General features: G+C 73.3%; 8 protein-coding genes. 4 read left to right on the top strand and 4 right to left on the bottom strand.

What is annotated here, in order from left to right; genetic code table 11:
* Positions 1 to 18 precede the first annotated feature (18 nt).
* Entirely contained in the window at positions 19 to 7,164 is a 7,146-nt protein-coding gene (locus ACIBFB_RS04870; protein WP_397226267.1) for an SDR family NAD(P)-dependent oxidoreductase, read from the top strand.
* Here the strand turns inward: ACIBFB_RS04870 and ACIBFB_RS04865 are convergent.
* Positions 7,131 to 8,171: an NAD(P)-dependent alcohol dehydrogenase gene (locus tag ACIBFB_RS04865; protein WP_397226265.1), complete on the bottom strand. Its 1,041-nt coding sequence runs from the start codon at positions 8,169 to 8,171 to the stop codon at positions 7,131 to 7,133. The two genes, ACIBFB_RS04870 and ACIBFB_RS04865, sit on opposite strands and share 34 nt — an antisense overlap.
* Positions 8,172 to 8,344: 173 nt before the next feature.
* Between ACIBFB_RS04865 and ACIBFB_RS04860 the strand changes: the two genes are divergently transcribed.
* A complete protein-coding gene (locus tag ACIBFB_RS04860; RefSeq protein WP_397226263.1) occupies positions 8,345 to 9,313 on the top strand; it encodes a helix-turn-helix domain-containing protein in 969 nt (322 codons plus the stop codon).
* Here the strand turns inward: ACIBFB_RS04860 and ACIBFB_RS04855 are convergent.
* Positions 9,294 to 9,665 (bottom strand): cupin domain-containing protein, encoded by a 372-nt coding sequence (locus ACIBFB_RS04855; RefSeq protein ID WP_397226261.1) that lies wholly within the window; start codon positions 9,663 to 9,665, stop codon positions 9,294 to 9,296. The genes ACIBFB_RS04860 and ACIBFB_RS04855 overlap by 20 nt on opposite strands.
* A gap of 92 nt (positions 9,666 to 9,757) precedes the next feature.
* Positions 9,758 to 10,333, bottom strand: a complete 576-nt coding sequence (locus tag ACIBFB_RS04850) for a TetR/AcrR family transcriptional regulator (protein WP_397226259.1) — start codon at positions 10,331 to 10,333, stop codon at positions 9,758 to 9,760.
* Between the two features lie 327 nt (positions 10,334 to 10,660).
* Here ACIBFB_RS04850 and hrpA point away from each other — a divergent pair, with 327 nt between their 5' ends.
* Positions 10,661 to 14,608 (top strand): ATP-dependent RNA helicase HrpA, encoded by a 3,948-nt coding sequence (hrpA, locus tag ACIBFB_RS04845; RefSeq protein WP_397226257.1) that lies wholly within the window; start codon positions 10,661 to 10,663, stop codon positions 14,606 to 14,608.
* A gap of 67 nt (positions 14,609 to 14,675) precedes the next feature.
* Positions 14,676 to 15,839, top strand: a complete 1,164-nt coding sequence (locus tag ACIBFB_RS04840; RefSeq protein WP_397226255.1) for a lactonase family protein — start codon at positions 14,676 to 14,678, stop codon at positions 15,837 to 15,839.
* Here the strand turns inward: ACIBFB_RS04840 and ACIBFB_RS04835 are convergent.
* Positions 15,814 to 16,881, bottom strand: coding sequence for a LacI family DNA-binding transcriptional regulator (locus ACIBFB_RS04835; protein ID WP_397226253.1), 1,068 nt, complete (start codon positions 16,879 to 16,881; stop codon positions 15,814 to 15,816). The genes ACIBFB_RS04840 and ACIBFB_RS04835 overlap by 26 nt on opposite strands.
* Positions 16,882 to 17,056 lie beyond the last annotated feature (175 nt).

Raw genomic sequence — 17,056 nt, 5'->3', positions numbered from 1 at the left:
ACCGGTGAGGCCACACCCATGTCCGATGACGCCAAGCTCCTCGACTACCTCAAACGGGTGACCGCCGACCTGCGCCGCGCCCGAGCCGAACTCGACGAACTGCGCTCCCGCGACCGTGAACCCGTCGCCGTCGTGGGGATGGGCTGCCGACTACCCGGGGGAGCCGACTCACCGGAGGCGCTCTGGCGTCTGCTGGAGACGGGCACGGACGCGATCGGTGCCCTGCCCGCAGACCGCGGATGGGACCTGGAATCGCTGCGCGCACGACCGGGTGCGACGAGCGCGGGAGGCTTCCTCGACGACGTCGCGGGCTTCGACGCGGAGTTCTTCGGGATCTCCCCGCGTGAGGCGGCGGCCATGGACCCCCAGCAGCGACTCCTGCTGGAGGTGTCGTGGGAGGCGCTCGAACGGTCCGGAATCGATCCCACGTCCCTGGCGGACAGTCCCACAGCCGTGTTCACGGGGCTCAGTCTGAACGACTACGCGGGGGGCTCGGTCGCCGGTGACGTACCGGTACCCGAGGAGGCGGCGGGGTACCTGGTCACCGGTACGGCCTCGAGCGTGGCGTCCGGGCGGTTGTCGTACACGCTGGGGTTGACGGGGCCGGCGCTGACGGTGGACACGGCGTGTTCGTCGTCGCTGGTGGCGGTTCACCTGGCCGTGCGCGCTCTGCGGGCGGGGGAGTGCTCCCTCGCCCTGGCGGGCGGCGCCACGGTGATGACGGGGCCGATGCTCTTCGAGGAGTTCGCCCGCCAGGGCGGGCTGGCTCCCGACGGCCGGTGCAAGGCCTTCGGTGCGGGGGCGGACGGAACCGGATTCTCCGAGGGCGTGGGGATGGTCGTCCTGGAGCGGCTGTCGGACGCCCGCCGCAACGGTCACCAGGTGCTCGCCGTGATCCGGGGCACCGCCACCAACCAGGACGGCGCGTCCAACGGACTGACCGCGCCGAGCGGCCCGGCCCAGGTCCGCGTTGTGCGGGCCGCCCTGGCCGACGCCGGACTGACCGCGGACGACATCGACGCGGTGGAGGCGCACGGCACGGGCACGGAGCTGGGCGATCCGATCGAGGCGCAGGCGCTGCTGGAGGTGTTCGGACCCGCGGGTCAGGGGGGGACGGGCTCGCGGCCGGTGGACGTCGGCTCGGTCAAGTCCAACATCGGGCACACCCAGGCGGCCGCGGGCGTGGCGGGTCTGATGTCGATGGTCCTCGCGTTGGGCCACGGCGCCCTTCCGGCCACGCTGCACGCGGACCGCCCCTCGCCGCTGGTGGACTGGGAGACGGGGCGCGTGCGGGTACGTTCGTCCGCGCGGCCCTGGCCGCGCGGGGAGCGCCCGCGTCGAGCGGGTGTGTCCTCGTTCGGCATCAGCGGCACCAACGCTCACGTGATCGTGGAGGAGGCGCCCGGGGGGACCGGCGTCCCCGAGGCGCCCCGGACGCCCGCGCTGACGGCGGGTCCGGCGCCGTGGGTCCTGTCGGCCCGTACCGCACCGGCGCTGGCGGACCAGGCCGCGCGCCTGAGCGCGTACCTGGAGGGAAACAACCCGGACATCGTCGGCGTCGCCCGGTCACTCGCCACCACCCGCACCGCGTTCACGCGTCGCGCGGCCGTCGTCGGGGCGGACGGCGCCCAGGTCCTGTCCGGGCTACGGGCGATCGCTGAGGGGCGGCGCGCCGACGGAGTCGTGACGGGCACGGCGTTCGGCTCCGGGCGCCGCACCGCACCCGTCTTCGTCTTCCCCGGTCAGGGCGGCCAGTGGGCGGGGATGGCCCAGGGCCTGCTGGACTCCTCGCCCGTGTTCGCCGAGGCCGTGGCCGAGTGCGAACGCGCGCTGAACCCGTTCGTGGACTGGTCGCTCAGCGCGGTGCTGGCCGGTCGCCCCGGCGCCCCGGCGGTCTTCGGGGAGGACGCCCGCGTGGACCTGGTCCAGCCCGCACTGTGGGCGGTCATGGTCTCGCTCGCGCGAGTGTGGCGGTCGGCGGGGGTCGAACCCTCCGCCGTGGTCGGCCACTCCCAGGGGGAGATCGCCGCCGCGTGCGTCGCCGGTGTGCTCACTCTGGAGGACGGGGCGCGGGTGGTCGCGCTGCGCTCCCGACTCCTCCGCGAACTGGCCGGGTACGGAGGCATGGCCGTGGTCGCGGCCGACGCCGACCGCACGGCCGGGATCGTCGCGCCCTGGGCGGGTCGGATCGGCGTCGCGGCGGTCAACGGCCCGGAGTCGACCGTGGTGTCCGGCGAGGCGGACGCGATCGGGGAACTCCTCGCCGCCGCCGAGCGGGACGGCGTCCACGTCCGCCGGATCGACGTCGACTACGCCTCGCACTCCGCCCATGTCGAACGGGTGCGTGACGAACTTCTCGCCGGGCTCGCCCGACTCCGGCCACGAGCGGGCGAAATCCCCCTCCACACCACCGTCGCACCCTCCCCGACCTGGTCGGCGGCGGCACCCGGGCCCGGGCGCTCGCCCGTGGAGGGCGTCGACCTCGACGCCGACCACTGGTACCGCAACCTCCGCCACCCCGTGCTGCTCGCGCCCGTCGTCGCGGACCTGGCGGAGCACGGCGGAGTCTTCGTCGAGATCAGCCCGCACCCCCTGCTCACGGCGGCGATCGACCAGACACTGGAAGAGGCCGGACGGTCGGACCGGGCGGTCCTCGGCACACTGCGGCGCGGCGAGGACGGGACCACCCGCCTGTGGACCGCCCTGGCCGAGGCCCACTGCCAGGGTGTGGCCGTCGACTGGGCGCGAGCCCTCGGCGACGCCGACCGTGCCAGGTTCGACCTGCCCACCTACCCCTTCCAGCACCAGCGCCACTGGCTCGCACCGCGGCATGTCGACGGCGACCCCGCCGCACTGGGTGTGTCCCCGGCGGGCCATCCCCTCCTCGGCGCGCGGATTCCGATCGGGGACACGGGACGGACCCTCTTCACCGGGATGCTCCACCCCGGCCGCAGGACCTGGCTCGCCGAACACACGATCCACGGTCGGACGCTGCTTCCTGGGACGGCCGTGGTGGAGCTCCTCCTGCACGCGGGACGCGAGTGCGGGTGCCCGGAGATCGCCGACCTGACACTCGGCGTCCCCCTGGAACTGCCGCCGGACGGGGACGGCCTTCCGATCCAGGTCATGGTCGACGCCCCGGACGAGGAGGGGCGCCGAACCGTGCGGCTGCGGTCCCAGAGGCCCGACGGCGAGTGGACCGCGCACGCCGAGGGCGAGTTGTGCCCGGACACCGGACGGCCGCCGGAGCGCACGACGGACCTGGCCGAGGACGCGGAACCCTTGCCGCTGGAGGACGCCCACGGCCTCCTCGCCTCCCACGGCTACGACTACGGGCCGACCTTCCGGGGCCTGCGCGCCGCGTGGAGGGACGGGGGCGGCCTGGTCGCGGACGTCGGTGCCGACACCGCGCCGGAGGACGCGCCGCGGATGGTGGGTCCGCACCCGGCACTGGCCGACGCGGGGCTGCACGCGCTCCTGCTCGACCACCTGGGCGGGGAGGGCGTTCCACGCGCGCTCCTACCGTTCTCCTGGAGCGGTGTCCGGTCGCACACCTGCCACCCGCCGACACGACTGCGCACGCGGATCACGCCGACGGGTCGGGACACGTTCACGGTCGTCCACGCGGCTGAGGACGGGACACCGGTCCTCACCATCGACCGGCTCACCGTCCGCGACGCCCCGCACGGCACCGAGCCGCCCGCCCTCTTCCACGTGGACTGGACGGAACCGGAGACCTCCCGCCACGACGCCCCGGTGCCGGAGCCCCGAACGTGGGCGACGGTCGGAACCGAGGAACTGGAGGGGGTGGCGCACCACGCCGACGCCACCGCGCTCGAAGCCGCACTGGCGTCGGGCGCGCCCGGGCCGGAGCTGATCCTCGTGCCCGTCGCGGGCGGGGAGGGGGACGCCCCCGCCCGTGTTCGCACCGCACTCCGCCGTGTGCTGACTCTCGTCCAGGCGTGGGTGGACGACAAGCGGCTCGGTGGGGCCAGGATCGCGGTGGTCACCCGCGGTGCCGTCCGCCTTCCCGGTGACGCCGACGCGGACGTCGACCTCGCGGGTGCGGCTGTGTGGGGGATGGTCTCCGCCGCCGAGACCGAGAACCCCGGCCGCTTCCTGCTGCTCGACTCCGATCGGCTCGACGTGTCCGGGGTGCGGACGGCTCTCGCGACCCACGAACCCCGGGTGGCCCTGCGCGACGGCCGCCCGCACGTCCCGCGCCTCGCCGAGACCGCCCGCGAACGCGACCGTCCCTCACCGCCCCGCCGCAGGACCGACTGGCGTCTGCGCGTGCGCGAGTCAGGGCGGATCGACGGCATCGCCCCGGTCCCGGACCCCGACCAGTGGCGGCCGCTCGCATCCGGAGAGATCCGGGTCGCCGTCCGCGCGGCCGGGGTCAACTTCCGCGACGTGCTCATGGCCGTGGGGATGTACCCCGGCTCCGGAGACATCGGCAACGAGGGCGCCGGGGTGGTCCTGGAGGTCGGTGCGGACGTGGCCGACCTCGGTCCGGGCGACCGGGTCACGGGCCTGTTCCCCGGCGCCTTCGCGCCGGTCGCCGTCGCCCGCCGCGCGTTGGTCGCCCGGGTTCCGGCGGAGTGGGACGACGCCACCGCCGCCTCCGTACCCGCCGCCTACCTGACCGCTCACCTCGCCCTCGTCGAGGACGCCGGTCTCACCGCCGGTGAGACGGTGCTCATCCACTCCGCGGCCGGCGGTGTGGGGCAGGCCGCCGTCCACGTCGCCCGCCACCTGGGTGCCACGGTCCTGGCGACCGCGAGCCCGCAGAAATGGGACCTGCTCAGGCGCGCGGGGATCGCCGACGACCACCTGGCCCACTCACGCCGACTCGACTTCGAGGACCGCTTCCGCGCGTCGGCGCCGCACGTCGACGTGGTCCTCAACTCGCTCACCGGACCCGCGATCGACGCGTCAATGCGGCTGATGGCCCCCGGTGGCCGCTTCGTCGAACTGGGACGCAACGATCCGCGCGACCCCTCGCGCGTGGCGACCGACCACCACGGTGTCGCCTACCTGCCGTTCGACCTGTCCACACTGCCGGAGGAGCGCGTCCGACGCGCCTTCGCCGCTGTCCTGCCCCTGCTGGAGAAGGCGGAACTCCCCGGCCTCCAGGTGACCCGCTACCCCGTCGAACGGGCGGCGGACGCCTTCCGGCTCATGCAGCGGGGCCACAACGTCGGCAAGGCCGTCCTCGAACTCGCCACGCGCGCACGGCCGGGCGGCACCGTCCTGATCACCGGCGGCACCGGCACGCTCGGTGCACTCGTCGCCCGGCACCTGGTGGTCCGGCACGGCGTCACGCACCTGCTCCTGGCCGGCCGACGGGGGACAGGGGCCCCGGGTGCCGCCGCGCTCGCCGACGAACTCGGTGCCCTGGGCGCCCAAGTGACGGTCGCGGCCTGTGACGTCGCCGACCCCGACCAGGTACGGGACCTCCTGGACGGGGTGTCCCCCGACCATCCGCTCACAGGAGTGGTCCACGCGGCGGGTGTACTCGACGACGCCACCGTCACCGGGCTCGACGCCGCCGCGTTGGAGCGGGTCCTGCGGCCCAAGGTCGACGGGGCGTGGAACCTGCACCGGGCGACCGCCGACCTCGACCTGGACTCCTTCGTCCTGTTCTCCTCCGCGGCAGGGGTGTTCGGGGCCGCCGGTCAGGCCGGGTACGCGGCGGCCAACGCCTTCCTGGACGCCCTCGCCCAGCACCGCCGCTCCCTCGGACTGCCTGCCCAGTCCCTGTCCTGGGGCCGGTGGGCCGACGCCAGCGCCATGACCGGTCGTCTCGGCGGGGCCGACACCGCTCGCATGGCCCGTACGTGGGGGTTGACGGCGATCGGCTCCGACGAGGGTCGCGCGCTCATGGACGCCGCCGCGGCGACCGACCGCGCCCACCTGGTGCCCGTCCCGATGGACCTGGCCGGTCTGCGCACGCGTGCGAGCACGCCCGAGGACGTGCCGCCGCTGCTTCGCGGGCTCGTACGGGGCGGGGAACCTCGGCGGTCCGCCCCCGGCGCGGCCGACGCTGAGCGACTGAGGGACAGCGCTCCCGGAACCGAGCGCCGGACCCTGCTCCTGGACCTCATCGGGGTGCGCGCCGCCGAGATCCTCGGTCACCCGGCCGGTCACCGCGTGGCGGCCGACCATGACTTCCTGGAGGCGGGGTTCGACTCCCTCACCGCCGTCGAACTCCGCAACCACCTGCGCGAGGTCACCGGGGTGCGGCTACCGTCCGCGGTGGTGTTCGCGCACCGGACCCCCGCGCTGCTGGCCGTGCACGTGGAAACCGAGATGGGCGCCGACGGGCACCGCACCGCGGACGGACTGGCGGCGCGGTTCCGAACCGCGTGCCGGGAAGGGCGGTCGGAGGAGGCGGTCGCCGCGGTGCGCGCCGAGGCGCGGAACCGGCCGGTGCTCGACGCGGACGACGCGTGGCCGGTCGTGCCCGTGCGGCTCGCCACCGGCCCCGAGCGGCCGGTCCTGATCTGCTTTCCGTCCCTCGTCATGACCTCGGGCGCGCAGGAGTTCGCGCGGTTCGCGGCGCCGGCACGCGGAAGGCGCCCGGTCCATGTTCTCCCCGCGCCCGGCTTCGCGGACGGGGAGCGTCTTCCCGCCGGTCGCCCGGCCCTGGTCAACGGTCAGGCCGACGCCGTGCTCCGGTCGGCCGACGGCGCGCCGTTCGTCCTCGTGGGGCGGTCGTCGGGCGGATGGGTGGCGCACGCCGTCGCCGAGGAACTGCACCGGCGCGGGCACGCTCCCCAGGGCCTCGTCCTCCTGGACACACCCCTACCCGACGAACCGGGCCTGCTGCCGATCGTCACGGAGGCGGTGACGGCCCGCGCCGACGAGTTCGCCCTCCTGGACACGGTGCGGCTGACCGCCATGGGCGGCTACCTCACCATGTTCGCCGACTGGCGTCCCGCCCCCCTGCCCTGTCCGACCACCCAGGTCCGCCCCCGGGCCCCGTTCCTCGCCGCGTCCGGCGAGGAACTCGGGGCCGGATGGGACTGGCCGGGGGACCACATCCGGGTCGAGGTGCCCGGCGACCACCTCACCATGCTGGAGGAGCACGCCGGGACCACGGCCGACGCGGTCGAGGCCGCGGTCGCTCAGATCGTGGCGGTGTCGATGACGAACCGGTAGCGCACGTCGCTGGCCACGACGCGCTTCCACGCCTCGTTGACCTCCTCGGCGCGGATGACCTCGATCTCCGCGCCGAGGCCGTGCTCGGCGCAGAAGTCCAGCATCTCCTGGGTCTCGGGGATGCCGCCGATCATCGACCCGGTGAGGCTGCGGCCTCCCATGATCAGGGAGAACAGGTTCAGCGCGATCGGGTCGTCCGGGGCGCCGACGTTGGCCAACGCGCCCTCCGGCTTGAGCAGGCCGAGGTACCGGTCGAAGTCCAGCGCCACCGACACCGTCGACAGGATCACGTCGAAGCTCCCGGCCAGGGTCTCGAACGTGGCGGGGTCGCTGGTCGCGTAGTAGTGGTCGGCGCCCATGCCCAGGCCGTCGTCGCGCTTGCGCAGGGACTGGCTGAGCACGGTCACCTCCGCGCCCATGGCGTGCGCCAGCTTCACGCCCATGTGGCCCAGGCCGCCCAGACCCAGGACGGCGACCTTCGAGCCGGGGCCGACCTTGAACCGGCGCAGCGGCGAGTAGGACGTGATGCCCGCGCACAGCAGCGGCGCGGCCGTGTCCAGCGGCAGGGAGTCCGGGATCCGCAGGACGTAGCGCTCGTCCACCACGATGCCGGTGGAGTAGCCGCCGTGGGTGGGCCGGCCCTGGCGGTCGAGGCCGTTGTAGGTCGCGGTCATGCCCTCGGCGCAGTACTGCTCCAGGCCCTTCTCGCAGTACTCGCACACGCGGCAGGAGTCGACGAAACAGCCGACCCCCACCCGGTCGCCGACCCTGTAGCGGGTCACCCCGGAGCCGACCTCGGCGACCACGCCCGCGATCTCGTGGCCCGGGACCATGGGGAAGATCGACTCGCCCCACCCCTCCTCGGCCTGGTGGATGTCGGAGTGGCAGATGCCCGCGAACTTGATGTCGATCCGGACGTCGGACGCGCCGACGGGGCGTCGCTCGATCGTGGTGCGCTCCAGCGGTGCCTTGGCGGCGGGTGCGGCGTAGGCGGCAACGGTGGTCATCGGAGGGTTCTCCTCGGAGTCGTTCAGCCGTCCTGCCCTCCTTCACGGGCGGACGCACCACCGAGTGTGCCGAGCGGCGAGCGCCCCACCCAGCCCTGCGTTCGACGTACGTCGGGCGTACCTACCACTGGCAGGGTCAGCCTCACCCGCGGTGGATCGGACATACTGGGAGCATGGACGAGCACCCAGGCGAGGGGAGCACCGCCCCCCGGACGGAGACGGCCCCGCGCACCGACCGCGAGTCCCGTGCCGAGACCGCCCCTGCCGCCCAGACCGAACCGCCGCTCGACCGGCGTGCGGAGCTCAGCGAGTTCCTGCGCACCCGGCGCGCGCGGATCAAGCCCGAGGACGTCGGCCTGCCCGAGTTCGGGCGCTACCGGCGGGTGCCGGGACTGCGCAGGGAGGAGCTCGCCCAGCTGGCGGGGGTCTCGGTCGCCTACTACACCCGCCTGGAGCAGGGGCGGGGCCAGGGCGTGTCCACGGAGGTACTGGACTCGATCGCGCACGCCCTGCGGCTGACGGCCGCCGAACACGCGCATCTGACCCATCTGGCGCAGCCGAAACGGCACAGGAAGAAGTCGGCCGCGCCCACCCAGCAGGTCCGGACCTCCCTGCGCCAGCTGCTGGACACGCTGACCGGCGTGCCCGCGTACGTGGTCGGCCGCCGCTCCGACATCCTCGCCTGGAACGGGATGGCCACGGCGCTGTTCGGGGACTGGGGGGCGCTGCCGCCGCAGGAGCGCAACTGGGCGCGGCTGGTGTTCCTGCGCCCGGACTACCGCGACCTGTTCGTGGAGTGGGACACCAAGGCGGCCGACATCGTCAGCCACCTGCGTATGGACGCCGGTTGCCACGTGGACGACCCCCAGTTGGCGGCCCTGGTCGGCGAGTTGTCGATGAAGAGCGACGCCTTCCGGCGGCTGTGGGCGGCGCACGACGTCAAGGACAAGGGGTACGGGGTCAAGCGGATCCGGCATCCGGTGGTCGGGCAACTGACCCTGTCCTACGAGACGCTCACCCTTCCGCACGACGCCTACCAGTCCCTCGTCGCCTACCACGCCGAACCGGGGTCGCCGTCGGAGGAGGCCCTGCGGCTGATCGGCAGCTGGGGCGCGGTCGGACTCAGGACCGGGGAAGGCTGATCTGGTAGGCCTTGCGCAGCGTCTCGTGCACGGTCCAGGTCGTCCGGTCGCCCTCACGGAGGACACAGGCGTCGCCGGGGCCGACCTCCAGGGTGGGGCCGCCGTCCACCTCGATCGTGGCGCGCCCGCCCACCACGACGAAGAGCTCGTCGGCCTCGGTGTCGGTGACCACGCCGGGCGTGATCTGCCACAGGCCGCGGATCTGGGCGCCGTCGGCGGACTCCCACAGCACCTTCCCGGTCACCACGGGGTCGCCGGAGACGATCTGCTCGGGGTCGAGCGGCTCGGGTTCCAGCTCGGCGTCGGCGATGTGGAGGGCGAAGGGGGCGCTGGCCTGGTCGTTCGTCGTCATGGGACGCAACCCTAGCCCGGTGGTGGCCGCGCGGAGGCGGACAGGATGTCAACGATCCGGTGTGGTGCGGGACACCCCGTCAAGGTCCGGGATCATCCGGCGGCGGTGCGCAGCAGGTCGAGCAGGTCGTCGACGACGTCGTCCGGGTCCGTCCGGCCCTTGCCGCCGCGTGCCGTGTGTCCGGCCAGGTGCAGGTCGAGGGCGCCGTGCACCACGGCGAGCAGCAGCGCGGTGCGCCGCTCCGGTTCGCCCCCGGGGATCACCCCGTCGCGCTGGCACTGGCCCACCACGGCCGTCAGCGCCGACCGGGCGCGACCGGCCGACCGGTCCAGGTCGGCATGCGGGCGGGTCCAGGCGCCGAACACCAGCCGGAACCGGACCGGGTGGTCGAGGGCCCAGGCGGTGTGGGAGCGCAGCACCGTGCGCAGGGCCTCCTGGGAGGTTCGGGACTGGCGGGCGGCGTCGTCGACGACCTCGCCCAGCCGTTCGAGCTCCCGCGCGGCGACGGCGGCGAGCAGCGCCTCCTCGTCGGCGAAGTGCTTGCAGGCGTCCGTATGGGACACCCCGCCCAACCGGCCGGCCTCCCGGAGCGTGACCGCGTCGGTCCCGCCCGCGTCCAGGAGGGCGCTGGCCGAGGCCACCAGGGCGGTGCGCGTGTCCTTGGGCATGCGGACCATCCTGGCACAGCGCGCGGCGCCGGTCCGGTGGGGCCCGGTGAGCGCGCTCGCCCGCACCGGACGACCGCCCGTGCGACGCGGCCCGCGCGGCGAGGTCTGCCGCGTGAACCGGACCGGCCGCCCCGTACGGGAACCCCCGGGAGCGGTGGCCCGGACGCGCGGGGACGGCGCGGCCACGGAACAATCGCGGAAGGACCGGTGTTGGCCCCAACGGCCCGCCCGCGCCTCCGCGTCCGGCTCCGCGGCCCCGCGCACCGGTGGCGTCGCCGCCACCGCGCGGAGAAAACCGGTTGCCCGCCCTCATAACCTTGAGAGTTGATGAGCACCACCACGCCCGCGCCCGGCGCGGACACACTGCGATCCCGGCTGCGCGACCTCATGCCGACGGACCGGCACCGGATCCGCCGCCGCATCGACGGCCTGGCCAAGATCCGTGACGAGCGCCGCCGCGCCTCGGTGACCGAGCAGATCGGCCGGGACATCGACGAGGCCGTGCTGCGCGTGGACCTGCGCCGCGAGGCCGTGCCCGACCTCGCCTACCCCGAGGACCTCCCGGTCAGCGCCCGGCGCGAGGACATCGCCGCGGCCATCCGCGACCACCAGGTCGTGATCGTCGCCGGTGAGACCGGTTCCGGGAAGACCACGCAGCTGCCCAAGATCTGCCTCGAACTGGGCCGCGGCGTCATGGGCACCATCGGCCACACCCAACCGCGCCGCCTCGCCGCGCGCACGGTCGCCGAACGCATCGCGGACGAGGTCGGCACCCCGCTCGGCGAGACCGTCGGCTACAAGGTGCGCTTCACCGACTCCTCCGGCGACAGCACGCTGGTCAAGCTGATGACCGACGGCATCCTGCTCGCCGAGATCCAGCACGACCGGATGCTGCGCGCCTACGACACGCTCATCATCGACGAGGCCCACGAGCGCAGCCTCAACATCGACTTCCTCCTGGGGTACCTCAGGCAGCTGCTGCCCAAGCGCCCCGACCTCAAGGTCGTCATCACCTCGGCGACCATCGACCCCGAACGCTTCTCCCGCCACTTCGACGACGCCCCCATCGTCGAGGTCTCCGGCCGCACCTACCCCGTCGAGGTCCGCTACCGGCCGATCTCCGACGAGATCCTCGACCCCGAGGAGAGGAACCCGGGCGGCGGGACCGACCGCGACCAGACCCAGGCGATCCTCGACGCCGTCGACGAGCTGAGCCGCGAGGACCCCGGCGACGTGCTCGTCTTCCTCAGCGGCGAACGCGAGATCCGCGACACCGCCGAGGCCCTGGAGAGGAAGAGGCTCCCCGGCACCGAGGTCCTCCCGCTCTACGCGCGCCTGTCGGTGGCCGAGCAGAAACGCGTGTGGGCCTCCCACCGCGGGCGCCGGATCGTGCTGGCCACCAACGTCGCCGAGACGTCGCTGACCGTTCCCGGCATCAAGTACGTCATCGACCCCGGAACCGCCCGCATCTCCAGGTACAGCCATCGCACCAAGGTGCAGCGGCTGCCGATCGAGGCGGTCTCCCAGGCGTCGGCCAACCAGCGCAAGGGCCGCTGCGGCCGCGTGTCCGAGGGCATCTGCATCCGGCTGTACTCGGAGGAGGACTTCCTCTCCCGCCCCGAGTACACCGACCCCGAGATCCTGCGCACCAACCTCGCCTCGGTCATCCTGCAGATGGCCGCGCTCGGTCTGGGCGACGTGGCCGCGTTCCCGTTCGTCGACGGACCCGACCACCGCCAGATCAAGGACGGCGTCAACCTCCTCACCGAACTCGGCGCCCTCCATCCGGACCCCTCCGGGAGCAGACGCCGCCTCACCCCCATGGGCCGCCGCCTCGCCCAGCTGCCGATCGACCCCCGTCTGGGCCGCATGGTCCTGGAGGCCGAGGAACGCGGCTGCCTGGCCGAGGTCCTGGTGATCACGTCGGCGCTGTCCATCCAGGACCCGCGCGAGCGGCCCACCGACAAGCAGCAGCAGGCGCAGGCCGCGCACGCCAGGTTCGCCGACAAGGAGTCGGACTTCCTGGCCTTCCTCAACCTCTGGCGGTACCTGCGCGAGCGGCAGCGGGAGCTGTCGGGCAACCAGTTCCGCAAGCTGTGCCGCGAGGAGTTCCTCAACTACCTGCGCGTCCGCGAGTGGCAGGACATCCACGGACAGCTCAAGCAGGTGCTGCGGTCCATGGACGTCGAGGTGCCCCGGCTCCCGGAGGACGCCGTCGACACCCGCTCCGTGCACATGTCGCTGCTGGCGGGGCTGCTGTCGCACATCGGTCTCAAGGACCCCGACAAGCACGAGTACCTGGGCGGGCGCGGGGCGCGGTTCGCGATCTTCCCGGGGTCGTCGCTGTTCAAGAAGCAGCCGCGCTTCGTCATGGCCGCCGAGCTCGTGGAGACCTCCAAGCTCTGGGGGCGGATGGTCGGCAGGATCGAACCGGAGTGGGCGGAGGAGCTCGCCGGGGACATCGTCAAGCGCCACCACAGCGAGCCGCACTGGGAGCGCAAGCGCGGCGCGGTGATGGCGTTCGAGCGCGTCACCCTCTACGGCGTGCCGATCGTCGTGCAGCGCAAGGTGCAGTACGGGCGGATCGACCCGGCGCTCTCGCGTGAGCTGTTCATCCGGCGGGCGCTCGTCGAGGGGGACTGGGACACCCGCCACCACTTCTTCCACGACAACCGCAAGCTCCTGGAGGAGGTCGAGGACCTCGAACACCGCGCCCGCCGGCGCGACATCGTCGTCGACGACGAGGCCCTGTTCGCCTTCTACGACCGCCGCGTCCCGGAGACCGTCGTCTCCGCCGCGCACTTCGACTCCTGGTGGAAGCAGGAGCGCCGCACCGACCCCGCGCTGCTCGACTTCACCCGCGACGAGCTGATCAACGACGGGGCGGGCGACGTCAGCGAGGACGACTACCCCGACGTGTGGCGCCAGGGCCCGTTCACGTTCCCGCTGACCTACCAGTTCGAGCCGGGCAGCGCCGCCGACGGCGTCACCGCGCACATCCCGCTCAAGGTGCTCAACCAGGTCGAGGCCGACGGGTTCGACTGGCAGATCCCCGGTCTGCGCGACGACCTGGTCACCGCGCTGATCCGTTCCCTGCCCAAGCCCCTGCGCCGCAACTTCGTGCCGGTCCCGGACAACGCCGCCCGGGCGCTCGCCGGGCTGGTCCCCCACCAGGGCACGCTCCTGGACGCCCTGGCCGCCGAACTCACCCGCATGGCGGGGGAGAAGGTGCCCGCGAGCGCCTTCGATCTGGACAGGGTCCCCGACCACCTGCGCATCACCTTCCGCGCGGTGGACGGGAAAAACCGGTCGCTGGCCGAGGACAAGGACCTGGAGCGGCTGCGCGCCAAGCTCAAACCCCGTCTCCGCGAGGCGATCTCGGCCGAGGCCAAGGGCGTGGAGAAGAAGGGGATCACCTCCTGGGACTTCGGTCCGCTGGAGCGGACCCTGGAACGCAAGGCGCTCGGCCCGCAGGTCAAGGGGTATCCGGCCCTGGTGGACGAGGGCGACAGCGTGGCCGTGCGGATCTTCGACACCCGGGCCGAGCAGCGCGCCGCCATGTGGGCGGGCACCCGCAGACTCCTCCTGCTCACCGTCCCCTCCCCGGCGCCCGTGGTGAGCAAGGGCCTGAACAACCCGGACAAGCTCGCCCTCGCGGACAACCCGCACGGGTCGGTCAGGAAGCTCATGGCCGACTGCGAGTCCGCCGCCGTCGACCACCTGCTCGCCCGCGAGGGCGGCCCGGTCTGGAACGCGGACGACTTCGGCACGCTCGCCGACCGGGTCCGCGCCGACCTGGGGGACACCCTCGCCGACCTCCTCGGCCGGGTGGCCCGTGTGCTCGTGCTGTGGCGCACGGTGTCCAAGAAGGTCAAGGGCACCACGTCCCTCGCCGTGCTGCCGTCGCTCAACGACGTGCAGGGGCAGCTCGGCGACCTGGTCCTGGACGGGTTCGTCACCCGCACGGGCGTGTCCCGCGTCGACGACCTGCACCGCTACCTGCGGGGCGTGGAGTACCGGCTGACCAAGCTGCCCGACAACCCGCGCCGCGACCAGGTGAACATGTCCAAGGTCGAGCAGATGCGCCAGGCCGTGCGCACGGCGGTCGGCGCGCTCCCGGCGGGGCGGGCGGCCGACGCGGACGTGGTCGAGCTGCGCTGGATGCTGGAGGAGTACCGGGTCAGCCTGTTCGCCCAGGAGCTCCGGACCGCCTACCCGGTCTCGGACAAGCGGATCATGAAGGCCGTGGAGGCGGTCAAGGCGGGCCGTTCCTGACCTCACTGGAAACAATCTTTCCAATGGAAGGTAGCATGCTCCCGAATCGACGAAACGAGGTTGCTCGGTGGACCAGCGGCGGCGTCTCCTCTTCGTGGGCACCTACACGCCCGACTCCGACCCGCCCGGCCGGGGCGAGGGCATCCACCGGGTCTGGTTCGACCCCGCCACCGGGGAGATGACCGACGGCGGTACCGCCGCCCGCACCCCAGGGCCCTCCTTCCTGGCGCTCAACACCACGGGCGAGGGCGCCGAGGGGTACGCGGTGTACGCGGTCAACGAGCGTGTCGAGGGAACGGTCACCGCCTTCCGCGTGTCGGGGGACGCGACGCTCACCGAACTCGGCTCCGTGCCGTCCGGCGGGGGTGCGCCGTGCCACGTGCGCGCCACGCGTTCGGAACTCGCGGTGAGCAACTACCTCGACGGGGTCGTGACCTTCCACGGCCTGGCCCGGGACGGCTCCCTGGGCGAGCGCACCGCGCGGTTCGGGCACACCGGCGCCGGGCCGGTCGCCGACCGCCAGGACGGGCCGCACGCGCACAGCGCCACCGCCCTGACCCTGCTGGAGCAGCACGAGGTCGTCACCACCTGGCTGGTGGCCGACCTCGGTACCGACGAACTGCGCGTCCACCGGTCCGCGATGGCGGCGGCGCCGCTCGACCGCGGTCCACGCCGGCTCCACCCGGGGCAGGGCTCACCCTCCGTGGTCGCGCTGCCGTCGGGGGCGGGGCCCCGCCACGCCGCCGTGTACCGGGCGGACGAGTTCGTCGCCCACCTGTACGTCACCGGTGAGCTGGACTCGCGCGTGCACGTCGTGCGGTGGGACCACACCTCGGACAAGGGTGAGCACGTGGGCTCGGTCCCCGCCACCGCGCACGAGGCCGCCGGGACCAACTTCCCCGCCGAGATCGCCGTGCACCACGATCGCGTGTACGTGGCCAACCGGGGCGCGGACGTGCTGTCCACCTTCGCCGTCCGCGACGCCGGGGCCCGCCTGGAGCACCTGGCCGACACACCCGTCGGCGCGTGGCCCCGCCACTTCGCCGTCGTACGGGGTCACCACGGCGATCCCGACCACGTCGTCGTCGCCGCGCAGAACGGGGACTGCCTGCTCGCCCTGCGGATCGACCCCGACACCGGCGTGCCCGACGACACGGGTCACCGCATGGCGGTGCCCGACCCGGTCTGCGTGCTTCCAGTGCCGATCAAGCGCGTCCGCCGGAGCGAGTAGCCGCCGGGTCGGTCCGGCCTGCGGGCGGGGCCACGGAGTCGCGCGCCACCATCCGCATGGGTACCTGGTGGACCCCCGCCTTCCGGTCGGGGTCCACCAGGAGCCGGACCGCCAGTCGGCCCATCTCGTAGTAGGGCAGGTCCACCGAACTCAGGGCCGGGCGCAGCCAGACGGCGAGGTCGGAGTCGTCGAAGGACACCACGGAGGTGTCCTCGGGGATTCGTAGACCCCGGCCCTGCAATGCCTGGTAGGCGCCCATGGCCACGCGGTCGTTGGCGCAGATCAGCGCGCGCGGCCGGATGCCGGAGTCCAGGAGCGAGCTCACCGCCTCGTAGCTCTCGGCGGGCTCCCATCGGCACTGGAAGGTCCCGGCGAGACGGACGCCGTACTCATCGAGGACCTCCTCCACACCCCGCATGCGCGCCCGGCCCGCCGGAATGCCCTCGGGCAGCCGCTCACTTCGGTGGTGGGCTCCGACGGCGTAGACGCCCTCGCGGTGGCCCGCGGCCATGAGGGCGAGCGCGGCCTCGCGCCCGGCCCCCACGTCGTCGGGCATGACGTTGGGGACGTCGAAGGAGTCGGCGATGCACTGCAACAGGACGGTGGGACGGGTCCGCAGCAGGTCGGGTGGAGCGCAGGGGCGCGGGCCCATGACCGCGTAGACGAAGCCGTCCACCTGCCGGTCGAGCAGTTCCTGGATCAGCCGCGACTCCAGGTCGAGGTTCCCCTGGGTCTCGCCCACGAACAACATGCGCTGGTGCGCGGTCGCCTCGTCCACGGCCCCCTGGATGATCTCACCGGTGAACTGGCTGGTCGCGATGGTGTCCGAGACCAGGCCGAGCGTGTGCGTGACGTTGGTGCGCAGGCCCCGCGCGGTGAGGTTGGGGCGGTAGCGCAGGCGGTCGGCCGCCTCGCGGACGCGCCGTTGCGCGTCGACGGAGATCCGCATGTCCGTGCGTCCGGAGAGCACGAACGAGGCGGTGGTGGAGGAGACGCCCGCTTCCTCGGCCACCTGGGCGAGGGTGACGCGTCGCTTGGGCATGCGTGGCTTCCTTCAGGGGCTGGAAGCGTCCAGGCTGGCCCCGGATCCCGATTGCGTCAAGGTCATTACTGGCAAGTTACCTGTTGACAGTGGAGTGACGTGTCGCACATACTCATGCTAATTCGATTTAGCTAAAGCTTCGCCCGGCGTTCCCCCAGGTGGGCGCGTGGCGAAG

Source organism: Nocardiopsis sp. NPDC050513 (assembly GCF_044457925.1).
In the GTDB taxonomy this organism is placed as follows: Bacteria; Actinomycetota; Actinomycetes; order Streptosporangiales; family Streptosporangiaceae; genus Nocardiopsis.
The sequence above is the reverse complement of the archived record's forward strand: the minus strand, read 5'-3'. Positions and strand labels throughout refer to the sequence as shown.

Coding starts and splice junctions, on each gene's coding strand:
- ACIBFB_RS04850 (WP_397226259.1), bottom strand. CDS start 10,333: ATGCCCAAGGACACGCGCACCGCCCTGGTGGCCTCGGCCAGCGCCCTC.
- ACIBFB_RS04855 (WP_397226261.1), bottom strand. CDS start 9,665: ATGACGACGAACGACCAGGCCAGCGCCCCCTTCGCCCTCCACATCGCC.
- hrpA (WP_397226257.1), top strand. CDS start 10,661: ATGAGCACCACCACGCCCGCGCCCGGCGCGGACACACTGCGATCCCGG.
- ACIBFB_RS04860 (WP_397226263.1), top strand. CDS start 8,345: ATGGACGAGCACCCAGGCGAGGGGAGCACCGCCCCCCGGACGGAGACG.
- ACIBFB_RS04835 (WP_397226253.1), bottom strand. CDS start 16,881: ATGCCCAAGCGACGCGTCACCCTCGCCCAGGTGGCCGAGGAAGCGGGC.
- ACIBFB_RS04865 (WP_397226265.1), bottom strand. CDS start 8,171: ATGACCACCGTTGCCGCCTACGCCGCACCCGCCGCCAAGGCACCGCTG.
- ACIBFB_RS04870 (WP_397226267.1), top strand. CDS start 19: ATGTCCGATGACGCCAAGCTCCTCGACTACCTCAAACGGGTGACCGCC.